Genomic DNA, 22598 nt, shown 5'->3' on the forward strand with positions numbered 1-22598 from the left:
GTCAACCTTATTCAGGACGGGTCACGGACGACAAAAAAGCCAGCTTACTCGCTGGCTTTTTCTTTTCCTGAGGCCGACGCGCCTTTGCCCTTTGTGTTAGGGCCACGCTCGATCGCAGCAGTGCCCTCTGGTAGCGCCAGTATTCATGTTCTCGACGTGCGCAATGCATCAAGTCGGCAACTTCTCAAGAAATTCTGAAACATCCTTTGCTCCTGTTTTTCGTTCGCTAATAAATTGCTTCACAATTTTTTGCCAATTTTCCGGAATTTCAAACGAGACTTTTTCATTTGATTTTGCGTTCGGCGGATCAGCTTGCAGGGCTCCGAGCCAGCGCAATGTATTTAGGCACGTTATAAAAACGCCAATGTACATGTACGCCGTGCCCCCGAGTCCTCCCGCTCTATCCGCTGGGATGTTCCACGTGACTTCTAGATAATCTTTAGCGTGTTCGAATTGCGTCTTTCCCTCGGATAAATTCGCTGCCAAGCAATAGAGCAAACTGGTACGAGCAGTCTTTGAATTTAGAACCAACCAGAGTCGATTCAGTTCAGTCAGCATCTCGCCACTTTCAGTGGGTTTCCTCAGGCGTTTGTCCGGTACGCCACTGCTGACCGCTGGCAACGCACTTTCCGCGCTGTTTTTGTCAGAAGGTGAAATCGCTTGCATCGCACTGCCAAGATTTGATAGGCCTGACTCAACCTTTAATATGCCGGCCTCGACGCGAGAGAGACCGGCTACGATGTTTTCACCGTGCTCAACGTTCCGTTGCAATCTTTCGTTCGTGAGCGCAAGATCTTTCTCTGTAGATTCTAGCCTGCCCAACTGCCCCATCAGTTTTGCGTTAAAATCTGACTGCGAATTGCCTTGCCAGAACGTGTATAAAATAGCTATCAGCGCGAGCACGATAGATATTAATGTTGCGCCGAATTCCACCTCTGAAACAATGTTTTTTATGTCTGAAAAATCATAGATCAATGAATACAGAAAATGAAGAATAATAAATTCGAGAAGAGCTATTAGAACGACAATCGGCATGGCAACGCTCTTGTTCATACTAGCTTCCAACACACCCGCCCTCGTCTGATTATTTTGGTCAGCCATCGTGTCGCATCCATAGATTTAGTGACGGGACGATGCACCGGGATTGGCGTAAAGTCAATAGGGAGCGAACGGGGCGTGTTAATTCCTTTTCTGTATATTCATGATGGGGTTTCCGTCGTTGCCTGGATGTTCATCGTTGGCCATCTGGTCGCGATTGTGCGGACGAGCAATCAGTCGCGCATCGCTTACCCCGTAAAGATGTTGCTAGTTGCTCACTGCTCCGCGCAGACGCTGTTGATAGGCCACGGCCGCACGTTGTCGTCAACTGGATTCGCCTGGTCAACGTGCGAGGCATTGACATTGCCTCTCACGTTGCCGCGTACCACTACTGGCTATATGAGCGGCGAGCCGGGTAGTACCATCAAGCGATCTTTCGACCTGCGCGCGGAACCAAGGGCTGGTTTTCGCCGGCCCTAAGCAGTAAGCAGATACGGCCAAAGGACTAGGAGTTACGGCGGCATAACCGTTCTGCAATCCACCGAGGTGTGCATTGCTATCATGGTGGCTAGCCATTGGAGCCGCCATGTGCACGAACTACGCAGCAGCGCGCAGCGATCGCATCTTCAAACGGTTCGGCGTCGAGCCGCCCGGGAGCCCGTGGCGCGACGAGGTCTACAAAGACTATCCGGCACCTATCATTCGCCGCGTCGACGGCGCCGAGCGGGCTGACGTCGCAACGTTTGGCATCGTGCCGCGCAAGCACATTCTCCAAGGCGTTCGCGTATTCGACACGATGAACGCACGTGCCGAAACGGTCGGCGAAAAGCGGTCGTTCAGTGGCGCGTGGAAAAAGCAGCAGCTCTGCCTCATACGGTGCGAGGCGTTCTACGAGCCGGACTATGAAACGGGCAAAGCTGTGCGCTGGCGTATCGGCATGGCCGACGGCGCGCCGTTCGCGATCGCAGGCCTGTGGCTCGAGTGGGCGGAGGAAGAGGGTACGGCGCTCTCGTTCACGATGCTGACGGTTAATGCCGCCGAGCATCCGTTGATGAAGCGCTTCCACAAGCCAGGCGACGAGAAGCGATCGGTGGTGATCGTGCCGCCGACGGAATATGAGGGCTGGCTCGCAAGCAAGTCGATGGACGAAGCGCGCAGCTATCTCAACCTATACCCGGCAGATCTGATGCACGCTGAGCCATCGCCTATGCCCGTGCGAACGTCAAAATCCAAATTAGACTAGACCGCTTTCGACTGCGGACCTTTTGCCCAATTTAGAAAGTGAATAGCGCGTGCCATGTGCGTAGTTAAGATGTTCAATCGCCAGCCCCTTGCCAACGAGCCCGTCTAATGCGGTCTCGGCTCGGAGCACATGCCCTCCGATCGAGCGCGAACATTCTTCGGGGCTAAGCGGTACTCCTGCACCCACAAGGATGCGATAGGCGAGTTCTTCTAGCTCTGTTAGCTGTATCGGGTCATTCGGTTTTGGGATTTCTTTTTGGGCTGCCTGGCGAACTGGCCGCGGCTCCAAGTCTGGTTCCTTACGAGAAACCGCTGCTTCCGCCTTTTCAATTGCATTCCACGAGCGGTCGAGCCGAGCACGGACATCTGCATCTCGAACTTTAGCGTCAACGCTGCGCGCTATCGTCAGAAGCAAATCAATAATTGCCTCCTTTCCGAATCTCGTTGCCTGGAATTGTCCCAGCGGCGTTGGCAGAGCGTTCGCTTCTAGCGAGCCAAGAAGAAGTGGGTGGACAGCAGCATCGGATACGGACTTCGAAAGGGCGCCAGCTTCGAAATAGAGCCAAGGTTCACGCACATTCTCGGGCGTCACGCAAATGATACCCGTCGACGTATTTTCAAGTTTATTTGCGACCTCCGTGCTCCATCGAGCGCCTTTCTGAATGTCGATTTCTGACATCCACGCAGATACACCCGCTGCTCCAAGGCACATATCGATGCAATGCTTTAGCTCTACAGCGACAGCTTTTGCATCAGGCTTTGACCAACTGATAAAGACGAGCATCGAATGCCCTCCTAGGCATCTTATGGGCGCAAAAAAGCCCACGTCGATGACGTGGGCTCAATTCCGAAATTCTGATTTTCGTTCCGAATTTCGCATGCTGAAAATAAAACAGGCACCGAAGTGCCTGTTTTATAAAGAATTTTTGGGGTGGCTGATGGGACTCGAACCCACGACGACAGGAATCACAATCCTGGACTCTACCAACTGAGCTACAGCCACCACTGTCTTACTGTTTTCTTGTTTGTCGCTGCTTTGTTAGCGGCGTCAATCAAGAAGCAAGATTATATACATGCCATATCGATCTTGCCTAGCCCTTTATTCAAAAAATTATGAAGAAAGTTCGGCGGCGGCTTCGAGCGGGGCGCGCAGGTGCGCACGCGCCGTTTCGAAGATGGCGAGATCGCCCTTGGCAAGCTCACGGCTATCCGACAGCACACGACGCCAGCCACGCGCGCCGGCTTCGCCGCGATAGAGTCCGAGCGCGTGACGCGTGATCGAGCCGAGGAACGTGCCGCGCTCGATCTCGCCCGCGCAATACTCGATCAGCTTCGCTTCCACTTCATCGCGCGTGAGCGCCGGCCCGGTCGCGCCATAGAAGCGCGCGTCGACATCGGCCAGCACGTAGGGGTTGTGATAGGCCTCGCGCCCGAGCATCACGCCATCGACATGTTCCAGATGCGTTTCGACTTCGTCGAGCGTCTTGATGCCGCCATTGATGATGATTTCGAGCTGCGGGAAATCGCGCTTGAGCTGGTACGCGTAGTCATACTTGAGCGGCGGGATTTCGCGGTTCTCTTTCGGGCTCAGGCCCTTCAGAATCGCGTTGCGCGCGTGGACGATGAACACTTCGCAACCGGCATCCGCAATCGTGCCGACGAAATCGCGCACGAAAGCGTATTCCTCGACCGCATCCACGCCGATGCGGTGCTTGACCGTCACCGGCACCGACGTCGCGTCGCGCATCGCCTTCACGCAATCGGCCACGAGCTTCGGCTCGTTCATCAGGCAGGCGCCGAACGCACCGCGCTGCACGCGCTCGGACGGGCAGCCGCAGTTCAGGTTGATCTCGTCGTAGCCCCATTGTTCGCCGAGCTTGGCGCAACGGGCGAGGTCGTCGGGTTCGCTGCCGCCCAGTTGCAGGGCGACCGGCGCTTCGTCGGGCGTGAACGCCAGATGACGCGGCACATCGCCGTGGAGCAGGGCGCCCGTCGTCACCATCTCTGTATACAGCCAGGTGTGCTGCGAGATGAAGCGGTGCAGCGAGCGGCAGTGGCGATCCGTCCAGTCCATCATGGGCGCAACGGAAACGCGGCGGGGGCTGGCGATACGGTTTGAAGACATGGTGAATACGTGCGCAATCAACGCGCGGCAGACGAGGAACAACCTTGTATTTTAACGTATTTTTGCTCTCGCGCCGGCCGCGATTTTGCGCTGCGCCATCCTCCGATCGACACGCTTGAGATGTTTGCAAACCCAGACAGAAAGCGGTTCCACCGGTTCTGCCAGGCCGAAAGACCCTTCCGGCGTTATGTAATCCGCCTGTCCAATGTTGCGGCGCGAAAATTTTTTTGAGACGTCTTTTTAGGGTCTGTTCGTCGCTCAGCCAAGCCAGGATTGCGACTCCGGATTGTTTCCAAAGTCGGAATAAACAATTCGGATTATCGAGATTATTTTCCGATAGTAGGTGTATACACTGAGCCTCATTGACGCGGCTCGTGGGCTCTCTCCGACTCCCATGTGTGGCGCCTTTCCCCGCAAGTTGAACCGGATATTGGAGTCCACCATGAAGACCAAACTGATCGCCGCACTGCTCGTCGCAGCTTCCGCTTCCATCGCCGCTCCGGCATTCGCCAGCGGCTACGGCCCGGCACCGTTCTACCGTCCGAACGTCGGCGCACCGGCTTCGCAGCAAGGCCAGAGCGCCCAGACCGTGGCCGCCGAACGCGCCCAGCAGCAAGGCGTCGATTCGTCGTACGGTGGCGTTGCAGGTGCATCGACCCAGTCGGGCGCGCACAACGCACAAACGCCGCGCGCGCAGCAAGTGTTCTTCGGCAACTAAGCGCGATTAGCCGAAGCGCCGCGCCTGCAGGGGCGGCTGGAACGCCGGGAGTCTTTCAGACCCCGGCGTTCTGCATTTCTGCGCCGATACTTCAACCAATCCGCTATGACGCCGCGCGCACGCGCTGGTCGATGGCGTCGCGAATGCGGTCGAAGGCCGCGTCGAAGGCGTTGTCCTGGGTGGGAAAGCGTTCATCGGCGATACCGTCGATGGGTACATCCGCGTGGGTGTCGTCGGTGAGGCTATGGATGCGCTGGGTCGTGATCGTAAAACCGGTGTCGTGTTCGCCATCCACGCCGGCGGTCATGGTGTAGCCCATATATTCGTAGCTGCGCTCGTGTTGCATGCCGCTCCTCCGCGTCGCGTGATCTTCCGCCGATGATGGCACGTCCCGCGCCCGCGCCGCCGCTCTTTGCGCGGACGCGTTCGCGCCGGCCCTCGCGCGCGCTGTACTACCATGATCTGCAGCAGTTGCGATGGGCGCGCGCCGTTCGGTGAGCGGCGTTCGCCCGCCACGCCAGGCCGTCGCTGGCCCAACAGGAGGTGAACGATGATGAAACGCGTTGTGCTTCTCGCCGCACTGGCGCTGCCGGCTGTTTTCGTGTCGGCCGCGGCTATCGCGCAGCAACCGCCGCCGCATGGCGGGCCGAACGAGTATCACGGCGGGCCGCCGCCGGAACATCCTCCGGCCGATATGCCGCCGCCGCAGTGGCACAAGGGCGATCGCGTCGCGCCTGAATATCGCGACCGTCAGTATGTAATCGACGACTGGCGTCAATATCACCTCAAGCCGCCGCCGCGCGGTTATCACTGGGTAGGCGTCGGTGGCCAGTATTACCTCGTGCATAACTCGAACTGGGCCGTGGAACGCGTCGGGCCGTAAGCCGGGCGCAAGCATCACCTCATTGCAACGCACAAAGCCGGGTCGAGCCCGGCTTTGCCGTTATTCGGCGTCTCCTGAAAAAAATCGTGCGTCGTGATAGCTTCTGCGTTCTCCCCAACCAATGATGGAAAACGCTTCGATGGAATACCGCACACTCGGCGATACGGACGTCAAGGTAAGCCTGATCGGCCTCGGCACGATGACGTGGGGCGAACAGAATACCGAGCGCGACGCACACGAACAGATCGACTACGCGCTCGATCAAGGCGTCACGCTGATCGACGCCGCGGAGATGTATCCCGTGCCGCCGCGCCCCGAAACGCAAGGGCAGACCGAGCGCTTTATCGGCACCTGGCTCGCGCAACATCGGGCCGCGCGCGAGCGCATCGTGCTGGCGACCAAGATCGCCGGTCCGGCGCGCCAGCCGCACAATCCGCGGCATATCCGCGGCGAAGGCAACCAGTTCGATCGCAAGAATCTGACCGAAGCGCTCGACGGCAGCCTCAAGCGCCTGCAGACCGATTATGTCGATCTGTATCAGTTGCACTGGCCCGACCGCAGCACGATGACTTTCGGCCGCCCGATGTATCCGTGGGTCGACGACGCCTACACGGTGCCGATCGAGGAAACGCTTGCGGTGCTGGCCGAGTTCGTCAAGGCGGGCAAGGTGCGCCACATCGGCGTGTCGAATGAAACGCCCTGGGGCGTCGCGCAATTCCTGCGCGCGGCCGAAAAGCTGGGCTTGCCGCGCATCGTCAGCATCCAGAATCCGTATAGCCTCGTGAACCGCACGTTCGAGTTCGGGCTTTCCGAGTATTCGCATCGCGACAAGCTCGGCCTGCTGGCTTATTCGCCGATGGCGTTCGGCTGGCTTTCGGGCAAGTACGAGGGCGGGGCGCGGCCCGAAGGTGCGCGCATCACGAAGTTCGAGCGCTTCCAGCGTTACAGCAAGCCGCAGGCGGTGGCCGCGACGTCGAGCTACGTGGCGCTCGCGAAGGAACTCGGCTATACGCCCGCGCAGTTTGCGCTGGCGTTCGTGAACAGCCGTCCGTTCGTGACGAGCAACCTGATCGGCGCGACCAGCATGGCGCAACTGAAGGAAAACATCGCCAGTGTCGATGTGAAGCTGTCGGCGGACGTGCTCGCGCGCATCGACGCGCTGCACGAGCAGCAGCCTAATCCGGCACCGTAACGCGTGCCTTCGCCGCCCGGCGGTTTGCTGTCGCCGGGCGGCCCGAACCGGTTCTTCCCTGCTGTATCGGCTGCTGTTGCGGCCACGCGTGTCACGCCAAAGTCGTTGGCGATTCGCAAGGCATGCACTACGATCCTGCCAACACCCGCGCGGCCGTGGATTTCCCCGATCGGGCCATTCGCGCGTCCTGCGCCGAAAACGTTCCGCGCGGCTCGTTTGCAATCAATCCTTAGACCTATCGCCCTTTGCGGAGTACCCCACGATGACGAGCGCACCGAACGCGCAATCGCCACAGTCGCCTCAATCCGGCGCGGCCGTGCCCGGCTATGGCTGGGCCATTTTTCTGTTGCTGGCCGTGGCCGGCCTGTTTTACGTGAAGTGGTTCCCTTATTACCACCGCGCTTTCACCGCCGAATCGACCCATTCGATCGGCAAATCGATCCTGATGGGCGCTTCGGCCAGCGCGCCCGCGCCGTCGCTGGGCGCCGCGCTCGACTACGCCCTCGCGTACGGCAAGGCGATCTGGCAAGCGATGGTGCTGGGCTTGCTGCTCGGCTCCGGCGTGCAGGCGCTGTTGCCGGTGCAATGGGTCGCGCGCGTGCTTGGGCGGCGCGGGTTCGGCAGCGTGGCGGCGGGCGGTCTGCTGTCGGTGCCGGGCATGATGTGCACCTGCTGCGCCGCGCCCGTGGTGGCGGGTCTGCGTGCGCGCAATGCGTCGGCGGGCGGCGCGATCGCGTTCTGGCTCGGCAATTCCGTGCTCAATCCCGCGACGCTCGTGTTCATGGGTTTCGTGCTGGGCTGGCAATGGAGCGCGCTGCGTCTGGTGCTCGGCGTGCTGCTGGTGTTTGGTCTCGGCTGGCTGGCCAACCGTCTTGTGACGCCGCAGGAAGCGCGCGCCGCCGACGACCGTCTCGCGCTGCTCGCGCGCCAGCAGGCCGAAGGCGGCAATGTGTTCGCGCGCTGGGCGCGGATTTTTGCGCGCATGGCCGTGCGCCTCGTGCCGGAGTACATCGTGCTCGTGCTGCTGCTGGGCGCGGCGCGCGCGTGGCTGTTCCCGCACATCGGCCCGGACGTCACCAGCAGCATCGGCTGGATCGTCGCGTTTGCGGTGGCGGGCATGCTGTTCGTGATTCCGACTGCCGGCGAAGTGCCGATCATTCAGGCGATGCTGGCGCTCGGCATGGGCGTTGGCCCGGCGGGCGCGCTGCTGCTGACGCTGCCGCCCGTGAGCGTGCCGTCGCTGGCGATGCTGGCAGGCTCGTTCCGTCCGCGCGTGCTGACGCTCGTGGCGGTGGTGGTCGTGCTGTTCGGCATCGTGTCCGGGCTGGCGGCCGTGGGGCTGGGGTTCGGCGTAGCGGCCTGAATGCGCGTCGGGTCAATGGCCGCGGTGCTACGATGAATCGATAGCGATCGCGCGCTAACGACGACGTTTTAACGATCAAGCTTAAGACCGCGGATGGCCGCCAGGCCGTCCGCATAGATGAGGGCTCAGGCCCAGGAAACGGTATGGCACAGCAAAAAACCAATCCGAAACTCGAACAGGCGCTCACGCGCGGCGACCTCGCGATCCGCCAGGCCAATTCCGCACGCGCGACGGCGGTGCTGCGCGCGCTCGGCAAGATGATCGTCGAGGCTTCGGCGACCATCGGCGTGCAGGCGCACGTCTCGATCCCCGACGGCGACCGTATTTACGATCCCGCCGACGGCCTCTGGCCGCAGCAACTGCTGATCTCGCTGGACGAACCCGTCGAGGAAGCCGACCCGGAAGAAATCCGCACCGTGCGTCTGCACGCGCAGACCCAGGCGACGGTGTTCCGCGTCGAGTGGCATCGCTCGGACGGCAAGATCGGCCGTCAGGAAGGCGGTCCGTTCGCCACGGTCGCGTTTATTTCGGACGTCGATATTCCCTGGGGCGACGACGAAGACTGACTTCAGCGCATCATGCGGCGCCGGAACAGGATCGACGCGATGCTGAACGGCACGATGATGTAGAACGCGAGCACGCCCAGATGCAGCGCGGCGTGCTCGACAGGCCGCCCGAGCATGGCCGGCCGGATCAGATCGACGGCATGCGCGAGCGGCAGCATCAGCGTGATGTGCTGCGCGGCGGGCGGCAACTGCGTGATCGGGAAAAATACGCCCGAGAGCAGCAGCATCGGCGTGAGCACCAGCGTCTGATAGAACATGAAGAAGTCGTAGGACGGCGCGAGCGCGGTGACGATCATCGCGCAGCTCGCGAAGGCGAGGCCCGCGAGCGCGATCACGGGCAGCGCCAGCAGCATCGACGGAAAGCTCGCATAGCCGAGCCCGCCCGCCACGATCATGATGGCCGCGCCCGAGAGCATCGACTTGCTGGCGGCCCACATCACTTCCCCGAGCACCACGTCGCCGAGCGAGAGCGGCGTGTGCATGATCGCCTCCCACGTGCGCTGCACGTGCATGCGCGAAAAGCCCGAGTACATCGACTCGAAGCTCGCCGACATCATCACCGAAGACGACACCGTGCCCGCCGCCAGAAACGCGATGTACGAGACGCCGTCCACATGCCCGACCATCAGGCCGAGGCCGAAACCCAGACCGAACAGATAGATCATCGGATCGGCGAGATTGCCGAACATCGACGCGATGGCGAGCTTGCGCCAGACCAGATAGTTGCGCCGCCACACGGCGATCCAGTGCGTCGCGTTCGAGGGCAGGGCCGCGCGCGGCTCGCGCAGCGGCGGGTGGGCGGGGCGCGTGGGGCGGGTAGGCGGCGGAGGTTGAGTGCGTGTCTGCATGGCGTAATCGGCTGTTCTGCTGGATGGTTTCGCTGCGTGCGTTGGGGGCTGAATGCCGCGGCTTAGTCCTGCATCTCGCGGCCCGTCAGCCGCAGGAAAACATCTTCCAGATTCGCAGGCCGATGCAGATAACGCAGGTCCGAGCGCGGGCGCAATTGCGCATGCACGGGCGCGGGATCGTCGACATAGCAGAACAGCGTCTCGCCGCTGATTTCCGTGCGCTTGGCGAAGGGCGCGAGCGTGTCGCGCAGCGCGGCCGGGTCCGGTCCATAGACCTCGATCACATCGCAGCCGATCTCCGATTCGATCAGCGCTTTCGGTGCGCCCTCGGCGATCTTGCGGCCTTCCTCGATCACGCAGACGCGGTTGCACAGCCGCTCGGCTTCTTCCATGAAGTGCGTGGTGAGCAGAATCGTCTTGCCGCGCGCGAGCAGCGAGCGCAGCCGCTCCCAGATCAGGTGGCGCGCCTGCGGATCGAGCCCGGTGGTGGGTTCGTCCATCACCAGCACATCGGGGTCGTTGACGAGCGCGCGGGCGAGCGTGAGACGCCGGCGCATGCCGCCGGACAGCTCGCTCACGCGCGCATCGGCCTTGCTTTCAAGGCGCGCGAATTCGAGCAGCGGCGCGACGAGCGCCTTCGCCTCGCTCGCCGAAAGCCCGAAATACCGGCCGAACACGAGCAGATTTTCGCGCACGGTGAAATCGGGATCGAGATTGTCGAACTGCGGCACGACGCCGACGCGTGCGCGCGCGTGACGCGCCCGCGCGGGCACCGGCTCGCCGCACAGGCTGATGCGTCCCGCATCGGGCGAAACAATGCCGAGCAGCATGCGCAGCGTCGTGGTCTTGCCCGCGCCGTTAGGGCCGAGCAGTCCGAAACATTCGCCGGGGACGACGTTGAACGAGAGGCCGTTCACGACCGTCCGGTCTCCATAGTGTTTGATTACCTGCTCGAATTCGATGGCGGGCATGTCGTACCGTTTTCCGGTTTTATCGTCGGTTTGGGTTCGCCTGAAGCGTCGCTTCGACCGTGCGTTTGGCGTGCATGGGGTGCACGCGTCGCACGTCGCAAGGCGGCCTATTCTAGTGCATCGCCGCGCGCGAGGTGGCGCGCGCCCGCGCCACAAACGCGATTACGATGCTGTGGCAATGGCTGTCGCGGCAAGCATCGAGAATCAGCGCAAGGCCCATGCCGTAAGGCTTTCGAGGCGCCAGAACGGTGCATGGACAGTGCATGCTTACCTGGCGTTTTCCAACCCTTGCGCGCCGAATTGCGGCGCACCATCATGCAGTTACAACCTGCGCTTCGAGCGGGTGGGGAGAAGCGATCATGGCGAGCTACAAAAAGATTCTGCTCTGTTACGACGGCTCGCGCGAGGGCCGCAAGGCGCTGCGCTGCGGCGCCGATCTGGCGTTGGATCTGCAGGCGGAAACGCACCTGCTTTCGGTGGTGGATATGCGTTCGACCATCGCGCAAAGCGCCGGTCTGCTGACCGATGTGGCGTGCGGGCGCTTCGAAGAAACGGCGCGCGAGATCCTGCAGGAAGGCGTCGATTGGCTCACCGAGCGCGGCGTGCGCGCGCAGGGGCATTTCGCGTTCGGTCATCCGATCGACGAAATTGCCAATCTGGCCAATGAAATCCAGGCGGATCTGGTGGTGGTGGGGCATCGCTGCCGCACGGGGCTGTCGCGCTGGTGGATGGGCGCGGGCACTACGCCGCTGCTCGATCGCGTGTCGTGCAGCATTCTGGTGGCGTGTTCTTCGGCAGCCGAAGAGAAGCAGCAGCAAGCGGCCGCGTAACGGCGCGCCGTGTTCTGTCGGTGACAGGCAGTGACATGCGCCCAGTCGCAATGGCTGGGCGCGTAGCGGTTCAATGGCGTTCGATTAATTGGCCGCGCCGTTGCCGGCATTCGCGTTGTTCAATTCCACCGCAGCAAGCTTCCACGAGAAAAGCCCGTGCCGCTGAAGGATGGCGGCATAGTGCTCGTCGCTCGCGCTGCGCTGCCATGTCACGGCGAATTCATTGAGGCTGCGATAACCCGCCGAGGTTTGCGCACGCGGCGGCGCTTGCGACGTATCCGTATTGGCAGGCGCGGGTTGCTGCGCCGGCGGCGCTGTTTCAGCCGGTGCCGATGAAGCCTGCGTACCGGGCGGCGGCGGTGCCGGGCGATCGCCGGGCTTGCCCGTGGGCGGCATGCCATTGAGCAGCGCCGCCACACCTTCAGGTGTCGCGTACGCATCCACCAGCGGCCCGATCAACGCCGAGCCGATCACCGCGCCCAGCATCAACAACGGATTGCTACTGTGCTGCGCGTGAATGCGCTCCTGCAGCATCTCGCCAACCTGCTGCTTGAGACTCACGCGCAACGCCGGGTAATCGACGTATTCGTTCAACGCGACAGCGTCGCGCGCATCCGCCGCCTGCTTGAGGTGGTTGAGCGCGATGTACGGCGACGCATAGCCATAGCCGAGCGCCGCGACAACGGCCACCGCCGCGACTGCAATCGCAACGGGTTTCTTCCAGTTCGAGGACGCGCCTGAAGGCGTGGAGACAGTCGGTTGGGTCATCGGGCAGGGCGGCCCCGCGCGAACGGGGCAAAAGTTCAATCAGGGTGTTGACCGCCCGCGCGCCAGAAAATTTCCCATGAAACAGCTTGTTACTTCGCCAGTGCCACCGGCATGTCACCGGTTTGTTCGGCGATGCAACGGTCGAGCGCGCGGCACACCGCATCCATCGTACCGACCATGATGAGGCGCGACGGACCGTGATAGACGCGCACCGGCGCGCGGCGATCCGGCTGTTCCGTATTCAGCGTGCTGTTGAGCGATACGCGTGCGAACGCAGGTTGTGCCGACGGCAGGGGCGGCAGTTCCGGCGTGTACGTCTCTTCAGCGGTGTTCTCGAAGAGCGAGCCATTGAGCGCTGCCGCCGAGGCGCGCGCGTCGCGCAATGCACACGACGCGATCCCGCGCAGATGGCGCAGACGGCCGAATTGACGGAAGGGCAACAGGCGGGCAAGGCGTTCCATGACTCTCTCTCCAGAAGATGCGCGGACCAGGCGCTGACAAGGCGCGGTCGGAATTATCAGAATTCGGTGGGACGGATCAGACCGACGGCGATGCCTTCGAGCGCGAATTCAGCGCTGCCGGCGGCGACGAAGATGTTGTCGTAGTCGGGGTTTTCGGCGATCAGCTCGATACCGTTGGGCTGACGCTTCAGACGTTTCACGGTCACGTCGTCGCCCAGACGCGCGACGATGATCTGGCCGTCCTTCGCTTCGGCTTTCTTCTGCACGGCGAGCAGGTCGCCGTCGAGGATGCCCGCGTCGCGCATCGACAGCCCGCGCACCTTCAGCAGGTAGTCGGGGCGGCTCGAGAAGAGCGCCGGGTCGCACGCATAGTTCTGCGAAATATGTTCCTGCGCGAGGATCGGGCTACCCGCGGCCACGCGGCCAACCAGCGGCAGCGTGAGCTGCATGATGCTTGCGTGCGGCAGCGTGAATTGATGCGGCAGGTCGTCGGGCCCCGGCATCAGGCGGATGCCGCGCGAGGCGCCCGCAGCCAGTTCGATCACGCCCTTGCGCGCCAGCGCGCGAAGGTGCTCCTCAGCGGAGTTTGCCGAGCTGAAGCCGAGTTCGGCAGCGATCTCGGCGCGCGTGGGCGGAAAGCCGGTGCGCTCGATCGCGCGGCGGACCAGATCGAAAACCTGCTGCTGTCGTGCGGTGAGTTTGGTCATGTCGACACTGTATGTTTGAACAGGTAGCTGTATTTTTATACAGTACTCGCCGCTTTTCAAGTGTTACTTGAGGTTTGTCGTTTGGGTGGCGCTACAACGGCGTTTTGCGATGGTCTGACGGACGAAAACGTGCTCCGACAGCCGATTTATCCGCCCTTACCACTTTTGCGTATTAAAAAATGAAAAAACATCATTTTTAATAATGTAAGCCAATCGCTAGACTGGCCTTCATCGATCGCCGCACAGACAAGAACGCGGTGGCGCGCAGCACCACACGGCACACGACAACACGGAGAAAGCGGGATGAAACAAGGCACTACGGGGCGCGGCTGGTTCACGACACTGGCGGCAAAACTGGTTATCGGCGCGGCGCCGCTGCTGGGCATGGTCGCGATGGCGCCGGCTGCGCACGCGGATACCTCTCTGCTCAACGTCTCCTACGATCCGACGCGCGAGCTGTACCAGGAGGTCAACGAAGCCTTCATCAAGCAGTGGAAGGCCAAGACCGGCGAAACGCTCACGATCAAGCAGTCGCACGGCGGCTCGGGCGCGCAGGCGCGCTCGGTGCTCGACGGCCTGCAGGCCGATGTGGTGACGCTGGCGCTGGCCTGGGACATCGACGCACTGGCCAACAAGGGCATCGTCGCGAAGGACTGGCAAAAGCGTCTGCCCGATAACGCCTCGCCGTACACCTCGACGATCGTGTTTCTTGTGCGCAAGGGCAATCCCAAGCACATCAAGGACTGGGACGATCTGACCAAACCGGGTGTGTCGATCGTCACGCCGAATCCGAAGACCTCGGGCGGCGCGCGCTGGAACTACCTCGCGGCCTGGGCGTATGCGGAACACCAGCCGGGCGGCAACGACCAGAAGGCCAAGGAATTCGTCACGAAGCTCTACAAGAACGCCGGCGTGCTCGATTCGGGTGCGCGTGGCGCGACCACCAGCTTCGTGCAGCGCGGGATCGGCGACGTGCTGATCGCCTGGGAAAACGAGGCCTTCCTGTCGCTCAAGGAGTTCGGGCCGGAGAAGTTCGAGATCGTGGTGCCGTCGGTGAGCATTCTGGCCGAGCCGCCGGTGGCCGTGGTCGACAAGGTCGTCGACAAGAAAGGCACGCGCAAGCAGGCCGAGGCGTATCTGCAATTCCTCTATAGCGAGGAAGGTCAGGAGATCGCCGCGAAGAACTTCTACCGTCCGCGTTCGGACAAGGTGCCGGCGGCACTCACGGCGAAGTTCCCGAAGCTCAAGCTCTACACGGTGGATGACACCTTCGGCGGCTGGACCAACGCGCAGAAGACGCACTTTGCCGATGGCGGCGTGTTCGACTCGATTTATCAGCCGCAGTAAGAGTTGCAGTAAGGGCTGCAATACGAGCCGCAAGCAGCATCTCGCAGCAAGCAGCAAACCTAAAAGCACCATAAAACAAGGCGCGCCCAACGAGGCGCGCCTTTCGGCGCAGCGGCCTGCACGCCTTGAAGTTGCAGAAGACGCCGCGCAACCCATGTGAAGAGATAGAGCATGACGACGTTCCGATTACAGAAGCCTGGCGCCTTGCCCGGGTTCGGCGTGACGCTCGGCATTACGGTGGCGTATCTGAGCCTCGTGGTGCTGATCCCGCTCGCGGCGACCTTCCTCAAGACCGCGACGCTCGACTGGGCGCAGTTCGTGCGCGCCGTGTGGTCGCCGCGCGTGATCGCGTCGTACCGCCTCACGTTCTTCTCCGCGCTCGGCGGGGCGCTCATCAATGCCGTGTTCGGCTTCCTGCTGGCGTGGGTGCTGGTGCGCTACACGTTCCCGTTCAAGCGCGTCATCGACGCGCTCGTCGATCTGCCGTTCGCGCTGCCCACGTCCGTGGCGGGCATTTCGCTCGCGGCGGTGTATGCGGGCAATGGCTGGATCGGCCAATATCTGGAGCCGCTTGGGCTCAAGGTGGCGTTTACGCCGCTGGGCGTGCTGGTGGCGCTGACCTTTATCGGCCTGCCGTTTGTCGTGCGCACCGTGCAGCCCGTGCTCGAAGAGTTCGAGCGCGAGCAGGAAGAGGCCGCCGCGTGCCTGGGCGCGTCGCGCTGGCTGACGTTTCGCCGCGTCGTGCTGCCCGCCGCGCTGCCGGCGCTGCTCACGGGTTTCGCGCTCGCATTCGCGCGCGCGCTGGGCGAATACGGCTCGGTCATCTTTATCGCCGGCAATGTGCCGATGAAGTCGGAAATCACCTCGCTGCTCATCATCACCAAGCTCGAGCAATACGACTACGCGGGCGCGACCGCGCTGGCTGTGGTGATGCTCTGCGTGTCCTTTCTCATGCTGCTCTTTATCAACACCTTGCAGTGGTATCTGCAGCGGCGCACGAGTCGTGGCGCGGCCAGCGCGGCGCCGGTAAGCGCCCAAACGGCAACGGGAGGTGTGCAATGAGTTCGACGATTCGCAAACCGCAGGCTGGCCGACCGGACCCGGTCACCGAAGCGCCGTGGGTGCGCTGGCTGCTGACCACGATCGCGCTGGTGTTTCTCGCGCTGTTCCTCGTGGTGCCGCTCGTGGCGGTGTTCTGGCAGGCGCTCTCGAAGGGCATCGGCTTCTATTTCGAATCGCTCGCCGATCCCGATGCGCTCGCCGCCATCAAGCTCACGCTGATCACGGCGGGGATCGCGGTGCCGCTGAACTGCGCGTTCGGCCTGGCTGCTTCGTGGGCCATCGCCAAGTTCGACTTCCGCGGCAAGGCGCTGCTGACCACGCTGATCGACTTGCCGTTTTCGGTCTCGCCGGTGATTTCCGGCCTGATCTATGTGCTGATGTTCGGCGCGCAGGGCTGGTTCGGACCGTGGCTCGCCGACCATAACGTGCAGATCATTTTCGCGGTGCCCGGCATCGTGCTGGCGACGATCTTCGTGACGTTCCCGTTTGTCGCGCGCGAACTGATTCCGCTGATGCAGGCGCAAGGCAACGACGAGGAAGAAGCCGCGCACGTGCTCGGCGCTTCGGGCTGGCAGATGTTCCGCCGCGTGACGCTGCCGAATATCCGCTGGGGTCTGCTGTACGGCGTGATTCTCTGTAACGCGCGTGCGATGGGCGAGTTCGGCGCGGTTTCGGTGGTCTCGGGCCACATCCGCGGCCAGACCGACACCATGCCGCTGCACGTCGAGATTCTCTACAACGAATACAACTTTGCGGCCGCATTTGCCGTGGCTTCGCTGCTGGCGCTGCTCGCGCTCGTGACGCTCGGCCTCAAGCTGCTCGCGGAGCGCCATATGAACGCCGCACTGCGCGACGACGATGTGCCCGCGTTTGCCGGCCCGGCGGCCGCGCATGCTTCGTCGTCCGCAACCCATTCGCAACCCGCGCCCCGTACCGGCGCAGCGCGTCAATCGCTTCAACAGGAGCTGTAATCATGGGCATCACCGTCAGCAATTTGCAGAAGCGCTTTGGCGATTTCACGGCACTCGACAACGTCTCGCTCGACTTTCCGCCGGGCGAACTCGTCGCGCTGCTGGGGCCCTCCGGTTGCGGCAAGACCACGCTGCTGCGCGTGATCGCCGGTCTCGAATATGCCGATGCAGGCCAGGTCGTGCTGCAAGGCCAGGACGTGGGCGCGGCCGGTGCGCGCGAGCGTCAGGTGGGCTTCGTGTTCCAGCATTACGCGCTGTTCCGTCACATGACGGTGTTCGAAAACGTGGCGTTCGGCCTGCGCGTGAAGCCGCGCGGCGAGCGTCCGTCCGAAGCGCAGATCCGCGAAAAAGTGCATGAACTGCTCAAGCTCGTGCAACTCGACTGGCTTGCGCAGCGTTATCCGTCCGAGCTGTCGGGCGGCCAGCGTCAGCGTATCGCGCTGGCCCGCGCGCTGGCCGTGGAGCCGAAGGTGCTGCTGCTCGACGAGCCGTTCGGCGCGCTCGACGCCAAGGTGCGCAAGGAGTTGCGTAGCTGGCTGCGCCGTTTGCACGACGATCTGCATATCTCGACGATTTTCGTCACGCACGATCAGGAAGAGGCGCTTGAAGTGGCCGATCGCATCGTCGTGATGAATCACGGTCATGTGGAGCAGGTCGGCAGCCCGCAGGACGTGTACGATCATCCCCAGACGTCGTTCGTCTACGAGTTCCTGGGCGCGGCGAACCGTCTGCGCGGCAAGGTGGCGGCGGGCGGTTTCGTCGCCGATGGCGCGGCGCAGCCGATCGCGGTCGAGGCCGCCTTCGAAGGCCCGGCGCTCGCTTATGTGCGTCCGCACGATATCGTGCTGCATCGCGACGCCGCGGATCATCGCGATGGCATCGTCGTCGATGTGCGCCGTGTGGTGACGCTGGGCGGTTCGGTGCGTGTGGAACTGGAAAGCCGCTCGGGCGGCGCGCTCGAAGCGCAACTCGACCGCGAGGCGTGGCGCTCGCTGAATCTGGCCGTGGGCGACGGCGTGACGGCGGTGCCGCGCGGGCTGCGCGTGTTTCCGGCGCAGTGAGCGGGGCGCTTGAACCGCGCATCAACACACGCGTCAACACACGCATCAACACACAATAACGAGCTTATAAAAATCAGGTCGGCAGTTCCGGAGAGAAGAACATGAATTTTCAGCAGTTGCGTTTCGTGCGCGAAGCCGTGCGGCAGAACATGAACCTGACCGAAGTGGCGAACGTGCTGTACACGTCGCAGTCGGGCGTCTCGAAGCAGATCAAGGATCTCGAAGACGAGCTGGGCGTCGATATCTTCATCCGCCGCGGCAAGCGTCTCACGGGCCTCACGGAGCCGGGCAAGGCCGTGCATCAGCTGATCGAGCGCATGCTGCTCGACGCCGAAAACCTGCGCCGCGTCGCGCGCCAGTTCGCCGATCAGGACAGCGGCCATCTGGTGGTCGCGACCACCCACACGCAGGCGCGCTACGCATTGCCCAAGGTCGTGCACCAGTTCCGCGAGGTGTTTCCGAAGGTGCATCTGGCGCTGCGTCAGGGCAACCCGCAGCAGATCGCGCAGATGATCATCAACGGCGAGGCCGATATCGGCATCTCGACCGAAGCGCTCGACCGTTTCCCCGATATCGTGACGTTCCCGTGCTACTCGTGGCATCACACGGTCGTCGTGCCGAAGACGCATCCGCTCGTGGGCCGCGAAAATCTCACGCTCGAAGAGATCGCCGAATATCCGATCATCACCTATGACCAGGACTTCACGGGCCGCTCGCACATCGACCAGGCGTTCGCGAAAGTGGGCGTGGTGCCCGATGTCGTGCTGACCGCTATCGACGCGGACGTCATCAAGACTTACGTCGAACTGGGCATGGGTATCGGCGTGGTCGCGGCGATGGCCTACGACCCGAAACGCGACAGCGAACTCGTGGCGCTGGATACGCAGCATCTGTTCGAGGCGAGCACGACGCGCGTGGGTCTGCGCAAGGGTGCGTTCCTGCGTCAGTACGCGTATCGCCTGATCGAGATGTTCGCGCCGCAACTGACCGAGCAGCAGATCGCCAGCCAGTTGCGCGAAGTGGTTTGAGCGCGTGGTAGTGGTTTTTTAAGCGGCGGCACGGTTGCGTGCCGCCGTTTTCGTTTGTGCGGTTGCCGCCATTTCTGCACGTGCGTTCGCGCAGTCGTGGGCCGGCGGGGTTTTCCGCCAGATCGCGGCGTGCGGCGGATCGCTTAAAATCGCGGCCATGAATACATCCAACACTACCCAAAGCGCGGCGCTGCCGCGTATCGCCGTGCTCGCGACCGGCGGCACGATCGCGGGCTCCGCGCCCGATGCGGCCAATACCGCCGGCTATCAGGCCGGTGTGATCGGCGTCGCGCAACTGCTGGCGGCCGTGCCCGGCCTCGATGCGGTCGCGCAGATTCACGCCGAACAGGTGGCCAGCGTCGACAGCAAGGATATGTCGTTCGCGCTCTGGAGCACGCTTGCGCAGCGCGTGAACGCATTGCTCGCGAGCGACGATATCGACGGCGTGGTCATCACGCACGGCACGGATACGCTCGAAGAAACCGCCTACGTGCTGCATCTCACGGTGAAAAGCGCGAAGCCGGTGATTTTGACGGCGGCGATGCGTCCGGCTTCGGCGTTGTCCGCCGATGGTCCGCTCAATCTGCTCAATGCCGTGACGCTGGCCGCGAGCGGCCAGGCAGGCGGGCAGGGCGTGCTGGTGGCGTTCAACAACCGCATCCACTGCGCGCGCGATGTCGTGAAAACGAGCACCTATGCCGTCGATGCGTTCCAGTCGCCCGAGATCGGCGCGCTGGGTTGGGTGCAGGATGGCCGCGTCGAGTTCCAGCGGCGCGCGTTGCGTGCGCATACGGCCGATACGCCGTTCCAGGCGGATACCGTCTGGCCGCACGTGGAGATCGTCACGAGCTATGCGGGCGTGTCGCGCATCGCCGTCGATGCGCTGGTGCAGGCTGGCGTGCGCGGCATCGTGGTCGCGGGCACGGGCAACGGCTCGATCCACGCTACGCTGCAACAGGCATTGGCCGATGCGGTGGCGAAGGGCATTGCCGTGGTGCGCGCGTCGCGCGTGGGCTCGGGTCACGTGATGCATAACGGCGCGGCGAAGGACGATGCGCTCGGCTTCGTCTCGGCGGGCACGCTCAGCCCGTTCAAGGCGCGCGTGCTGCTGATGCTCGCGCTGGCCGCGGGCGCGAGCGCAAAGGCCGATCTGCAACGCGTGTTCGATACGTATTAAGCATCACGCGCAGCAAACACCAAGGGCCTTGCGGAGCAACCTCCGCAAGGCCCTTTTGTTTTCCAGCGATTTTTATCTGGATGAGGGATATCGCGATCCGTACGCGGACACCCGATGACGACGTCTGACCGACCAAGGCTTCCCCGTCGTCGCCGGGTGCCGCTTTCGGACCCCACTGGCCGCTCTCAGCCCAGAGCGGCCCCGATTTGCCCCGCAGCGGTTGCCGCCGCCACGAAGCGCCCCACCTGCGGCCGTCGCGTGCCTGATGCCGCGCCAGCCTGAATGCGTGTCTGTGTGCGTGTCTGTGTCGCGGGCCGCCTGCATGAACAATGTTGCGGGAGGCGATGCGCACGGGCCCACGCGCGCATCGCTTCGTCCTCTAATCGACGACTCCTGCTTGACGTACTTAAGCTGCCTTCGCCTGCGATGCCGGCGCTTCGGCGATTTCGAAATTCGCCATGATTTCCAGCGCGCGAATCATCGCCGAGTGATCCCATGCCTTGCCGCCGTTCGCTGCACACACGCTGAACAGTTGCTGCGCGCTGGCCGTGTGGGGCAGGGCGATGCCGAGCTTGCGTGCGCCGTCGAGCGCCAGGTTCAGATCCTTCTGGTGCAGTTCGATGCGGAAACCCGGGTTGAAGGTGCGCTTCGTCATGCGCTCGCCGTGCACTTCGAGAATGCGCGACGACGCGAAACCGCCCATCAGCGCCTTGCGCACGCGCTCCGGATCGGCGCCCGAGCGAGCCGCGAACAGCAGCGCTTCGGCGACGGCTTCGATATTCAGCGCAACGATGATCTGGTTCGCGACCTTGGTGGTCTGACCCGCACCGTTATCGCCAACCAGCGAAATGTTCTTGCCCATGATCTCGAACAGCGGCTTGGCCAGATCGAAGGACTTCTGCGGGCCGCCGACCATGATCGAGAGCGTTGCGTCGCGTGCGCCGACTTCGCCGCCCGAGACCGGCGCGTCGAGGTAGTCGCAGCCGAGCGCGTTGATCTGCTTGGCGAACTGCTGCGTTTCCAGCGGCGAGATCGAGCTCATGTCGATCACCAGCTTGCCGGCCGACAGACCCTTGGCGACGCCGTCATCGGCGAACAGCACGTTTTGCACGTCGGGCGTGTCAGGCACCATCAGGATGATGATTTCCGATTCCTGCGCCACCGCGGTCGAATCGGCGACCACAGCGGTGCTCGCGCGCAGATCGTCCGGCACCGGAAACTTGCCGTTCACGACGAGCGAGTGGCCGCCCTTCTGAAGGTTGCGCGCCATGTGCGCGCCCATGATGCCGAGGCCGATAAATCCAATCTTTGCCATCTTGTGTGTCTCCGTTGAGTCGAATTCGGTTCGATGTGTCGATTTACAGTGCTTGAGGCTGGCTGGTTTCAGGCCAGTTCGGCCGCGCGCTGCTGCGCGCCGCGCAGCCAGCCCAGTCCGTCGACGGTCTGGGTCTTCGGCTTGTATTCGCAGCCTACGTAACCCGCGTAGCCGAGCGAGTCGAGCAGATCGAACAGGAAGGGATAGTTGATCTCGCCCGTGCCCGGCTCGTTGCGGCCCGGGTTATCGGCGAGCTGGATGTGCGCGATCTTCGCAAACTGCTTCTTGATGGTCGCGGCCAGTTCGCCTTCCATGCGCTGCATGTGATAGATGTCGTACTGCAGGAACAGATTGTCCGAGCCGACCTTGTCGATCACGTCCAGCCCTTCGGCCGAACGATTCAGCGCAAAGCCCGGAATGTCGTAGCTGTTGCACGGTTCGACCAGCAGGCGGATGCCTTCGCGCTTGAGTTCGCCGGCCGCATAGCGCAGGTTGTCGACGATCGAATTGAGCGCCGTGTCGCGGTCGATGCCCGCCGTCGGAATCCCGACCAGGCAGTTCAGTTGCGGCACCTTGAGCGCCTTCGCGTATTCGATCGCGCGGCCCACGCCTTCCTGGAATTCGCCACGGCGATCCGGCAGGCACGCAATGCCGCGCTCGCCGCCTTCCCAGTTGCCGGCGGGCAGGTTGTGCAGCACGAGCTTGAGCTTGTTCGCCTCCAGCCGCTCGGCCAGTTCGGCGGCCTTGAACGGGTAGGGGAACAGGAATTCGACGGCTTCGAAGCCCGCCTCGGCAGCCGCGGCAAAGCGGTCGAGGAACGGCACTTCGTTGAACAGCATGGTGAGATTCGCTGCGAATTTCGGCATTTGAGGTCTCGCGGGGCGTCAGTGAGGGAGGGAATCCGCTTTTCGCGCATCAGGGCTGA

24 protein-coding genes and 1 tRNA gene are annotated in these 22598 nt (G+C 62.7%); 13 read left to right on the forward strand and 12 right to left on the reverse strand.

Annotation, left to right across the window (positions count from 1 at the left end):
* Positions 1–168 precede the first annotated feature (168 nt).
* The gene (locus tag G3N59_RS17555; RefSeq protein WP_205983899.1) at positions 169–1101 is read right to left on the reverse strand and encodes a hypothetical protein; all 933 of its coding nucleotides are present in this window, start codon (positions 1099–1101) and stop codon (positions 169–171) included.
* Positions 1102–1624: 523 nt separating this feature from the next.
* Here G3N59_RS17555 and G3N59_RS17560 point away from each other — a divergent pair.
* Entirely contained in the window at positions 1625–2281 is a 657-nt protein-coding gene (locus tag G3N59_RS17560) for an SOS response-associated peptidase family protein (protein WP_205983900.1), read from the forward strand.
* Here the strand turns inward: G3N59_RS17560 and G3N59_RS17565 are convergent.
* From G3N59_RS17565 to dusA, 3 genes are all read right to left on the reverse strand, one after another.
* The gene (locus tag G3N59_RS17565; RefSeq protein ID WP_205983901.1) at positions 2273–3064 is read right to left on the reverse strand and encodes a toll/interleukin-1 receptor domain-containing protein; all 792 of its coding nucleotides are present in this window, start codon (positions 3062–3064) and stop codon (positions 2273–2275) included. The two genes, G3N59_RS17560 and G3N59_RS17565, sit on opposite strands and share 9 nt — an antisense overlap.
* Before the next feature lie 143 nt (positions 3065–3207).
* Positions 3208–3283: transfer RNA gene (locus tag G3N59_RS17570), tRNA-His, on the reverse strand.
* Between the two features lie 108 nt (positions 3284–3391).
* On the reverse strand, positions 3392–4405 hold the full coding sequence (dusA, locus tag G3N59_RS17575) for a tRNA dihydrouridine(20/20a) synthase DusA (protein WP_205983902.1): 1014 nt from the start codon (positions 4403–4405) through the stop codon (positions 3392–3394).
* Positions 4406–4847: 442 nt separating this feature from the next.
* Between dusA and G3N59_RS17580 the strand changes: the two genes are divergently transcribed.
* Positions 4848–5123, forward strand: coding sequence for a hypothetical protein (locus G3N59_RS17580; protein WP_205983903.1), 276 nt, complete (start codon positions 4848–4850; stop codon positions 5121–5123).
* 103 nt (positions 5124–5226) lie between these two features.
* Here the strand turns inward: G3N59_RS17580 and G3N59_RS17585 are convergent, their stop codons facing one another.
* Entirely contained in the window at positions 5227–5469 is a 243-nt protein-coding gene (locus tag G3N59_RS17585; protein ID WP_205983904.1) for a hypothetical protein, read from the reverse strand.
* 204 nt (positions 5470–5673) lie between these two features.
* Here G3N59_RS17585 and G3N59_RS17590 point away from each other — a divergent pair, with 204 nt between their 5' ends.
* From G3N59_RS17590 to G3N59_RS17605, 4 genes are all read left to right on the forward strand, one after another.
* On the forward strand, positions 5674–6006 hold the full coding sequence (locus G3N59_RS17590; protein ID WP_205983905.1) for an RcnB family protein: 333 nt from the start codon (positions 5674–5676) through the stop codon (positions 6004–6006).
* Between the two features lie 139 nt (positions 6007–6145).
* A complete protein-coding gene (locus G3N59_RS17595; RefSeq protein ID WP_205983906.1) occupies positions 6146–7198 on the forward strand; it encodes an NADP(H)-dependent aldo-keto reductase in 1053 nt (350 codons plus the stop codon).
* A gap of 262 nt (positions 7199–7460) precedes the next feature.
* On the forward strand, positions 7461–8561 hold the full coding sequence (locus tag G3N59_RS17600) for a permease (RefSeq protein WP_205983907.1): 1101 nt from the start codon (positions 7461–7463) through the stop codon (positions 8559–8561).
* Positions 8562–8704: 143 nt separating this feature from the next.
* Entirely contained in the window at positions 8705–9127 is a 423-nt protein-coding gene (locus G3N59_RS17605) for a hypothetical protein (protein ID WP_205983908.1), read from the forward strand.
* A gap of 2 nt (positions 9128–9129) precedes the next feature.
* Here the strand turns inward: G3N59_RS17605 and G3N59_RS17610 are convergent, their stop codons facing one another.
* Together G3N59_RS17610 and nodI are read right to left on the reverse strand one after the other, a co-directional pair.
* On the reverse strand, positions 9130–9975 hold the full coding sequence (locus G3N59_RS17610; RefSeq protein WP_205983909.1) for an ABC transporter permease: 846 nt from the start codon (positions 9973–9975) through the stop codon (positions 9130–9132).
* Between the two features lie 62 nt (positions 9976–10037).
* Positions 10038–10946: a nodulation factor ABC transporter ATP-binding protein NodI gene (nodI, locus tag G3N59_RS17615; protein ID WP_205983910.1), complete on the reverse strand. Its 909-nt coding sequence runs from the start codon at positions 10944–10946 to the stop codon at positions 10038–10040.
* A gap of 359 nt (positions 10947–11305) precedes the next feature.
* Here nodI and G3N59_RS17620 point away from each other — a divergent pair, with 359 nt between their 5' ends.
* The gene (locus G3N59_RS17620; protein WP_205983911.1) at positions 11306–11776 is read left to right on the forward strand and encodes a universal stress protein; all 471 of its coding nucleotides are present in this window, start codon (positions 11306–11308) and stop codon (positions 11774–11776) included.
* A gap of 84 nt (positions 11777–11860) precedes the next feature.
* Here G3N59_RS17620 and G3N59_RS17625 read toward each other — a convergent pair whose 3' ends face one another.
* The 3 genes from G3N59_RS17625 to lexA form a co-directional block, all read right to left on the reverse strand.
* On the reverse strand, positions 11861–12544 hold the full coding sequence (locus G3N59_RS17625; protein ID WP_205983912.1) for a DUF2939 domain-containing protein: 684 nt from the start codon (positions 12542–12544) through the stop codon (positions 11861–11863).
* A gap of 89 nt (positions 12545–12633) precedes the next feature.
* Positions 12634–13005 (reverse strand): hypothetical protein, encoded by a 372-nt coding sequence (locus tag G3N59_RS17630; RefSeq protein WP_205983913.1) that lies wholly within the window; start codon positions 13003–13005, stop codon positions 12634–12636.
* Between the two features lie 56 nt (positions 13006–13061).
* Positions 13062–13712: a transcriptional repressor LexA gene (lexA, locus tag G3N59_RS17635; protein ID WP_205983914.1), complete on the reverse strand. Its 651-nt coding sequence runs from the start codon at positions 13710–13712 to the stop codon at positions 13062–13064.
* A gap of 303 nt (positions 13713–14015) precedes the next feature.
* On the opposite strand from lexA, the gene G3N59_RS17640 reads away from it, so the two are divergent.
* From G3N59_RS17640 to G3N59_RS17665, 6 genes are all read left to right on the forward strand, one after another.
* Complete coding sequence (locus G3N59_RS17640) at positions 14016–15059, forward strand: sulfate ABC transporter substrate-binding protein (protein WP_205983915.1); 1044 nt, start codon at positions 14016–14018, stop codon at positions 15057–15059.
* A 171-nt stretch (positions 15060–15230) separates the two neighbouring features.
* Positions 15231–16121: a sulfate ABC transporter permease subunit CysT gene (gene cysT / locus G3N59_RS17645; protein ID WP_205983916.1), complete on the forward strand. Its 891-nt coding sequence runs from the start codon at positions 15231–15233 to the stop codon at positions 16119–16121.
* Positions 16118–17092 carry a sulfate ABC transporter permease subunit CysW gene (gene cysW, locus G3N59_RS17650; RefSeq protein ID WP_205983918.1) on the forward strand — a complete coding sequence of 325 codons (975 nt, stop codon included), beginning with the start codon at positions 16118–16120 and terminating at the stop codon, positions 17090–17092. The genes cysT and cysW overlap by 4 nt, the downstream gene beginning before the upstream one ends.
* 2 nt (positions 17093–17094) lie before the next feature.
* Positions 17095–18153 carry a sulfate ABC transporter ATP-binding protein gene (locus G3N59_RS17655; RefSeq protein WP_205983919.1) on the forward strand — a complete coding sequence of 353 codons (1059 nt, stop codon included), beginning with the start codon at positions 17095–17097 and terminating at the stop codon, positions 18151–18153.
* Between the two features lie 101 nt (positions 18154–18254).
* Complete coding sequence (locus G3N59_RS17660; protein WP_205983920.1) at positions 18255–19181, forward strand: CysB family HTH-type transcriptional regulator; 927 nt, start codon at positions 18255–18257, stop codon at positions 19179–19181.
* A 157-nt stretch (positions 19182–19338) separates the two neighbouring features.
* Positions 19339–20358: an asparaginase gene (locus G3N59_RS17665; protein ID WP_205983921.1), complete on the forward strand. Its 1020-nt coding sequence runs from the start codon at positions 19339–19341 to the stop codon at positions 20356–20358.
* Positions 20359–20764: 406 nt separating this feature from the next.
* On the opposite strand, the gene G3N59_RS17670 is transcribed toward G3N59_RS17665, so the two are convergent.
* Together G3N59_RS17670 and hyi are read right to left on the reverse strand one after the other, a co-directional pair.
* Positions 20765–21826: a 2-hydroxy-3-oxopropionate reductase gene (locus G3N59_RS17670; RefSeq protein WP_321815859.1), complete on the reverse strand. Its 1062-nt coding sequence runs from the start codon at positions 21824–21826 to the stop codon at positions 20765–20767.
* Entirely contained in the window at positions 21742–22539 is a 798-nt protein-coding gene (hyi, locus tag G3N59_RS17675; RefSeq protein ID WP_205983924.1) for a hydroxypyruvate isomerase, read from the reverse strand. The genes G3N59_RS17670 and hyi overlap by 85 nt, the downstream gene beginning before the upstream one ends.
* Positions 22540–22598 lie beyond the last annotated feature (59 nt).

The organism is Paraburkholderia sp. Ac-20340, assembly GCF_017104965.1.
GTDB lineage: Bacteria > Pseudomonadota > Gammaproteobacteria > Burkholderiales > Burkholderiaceae > Paraburkholderia.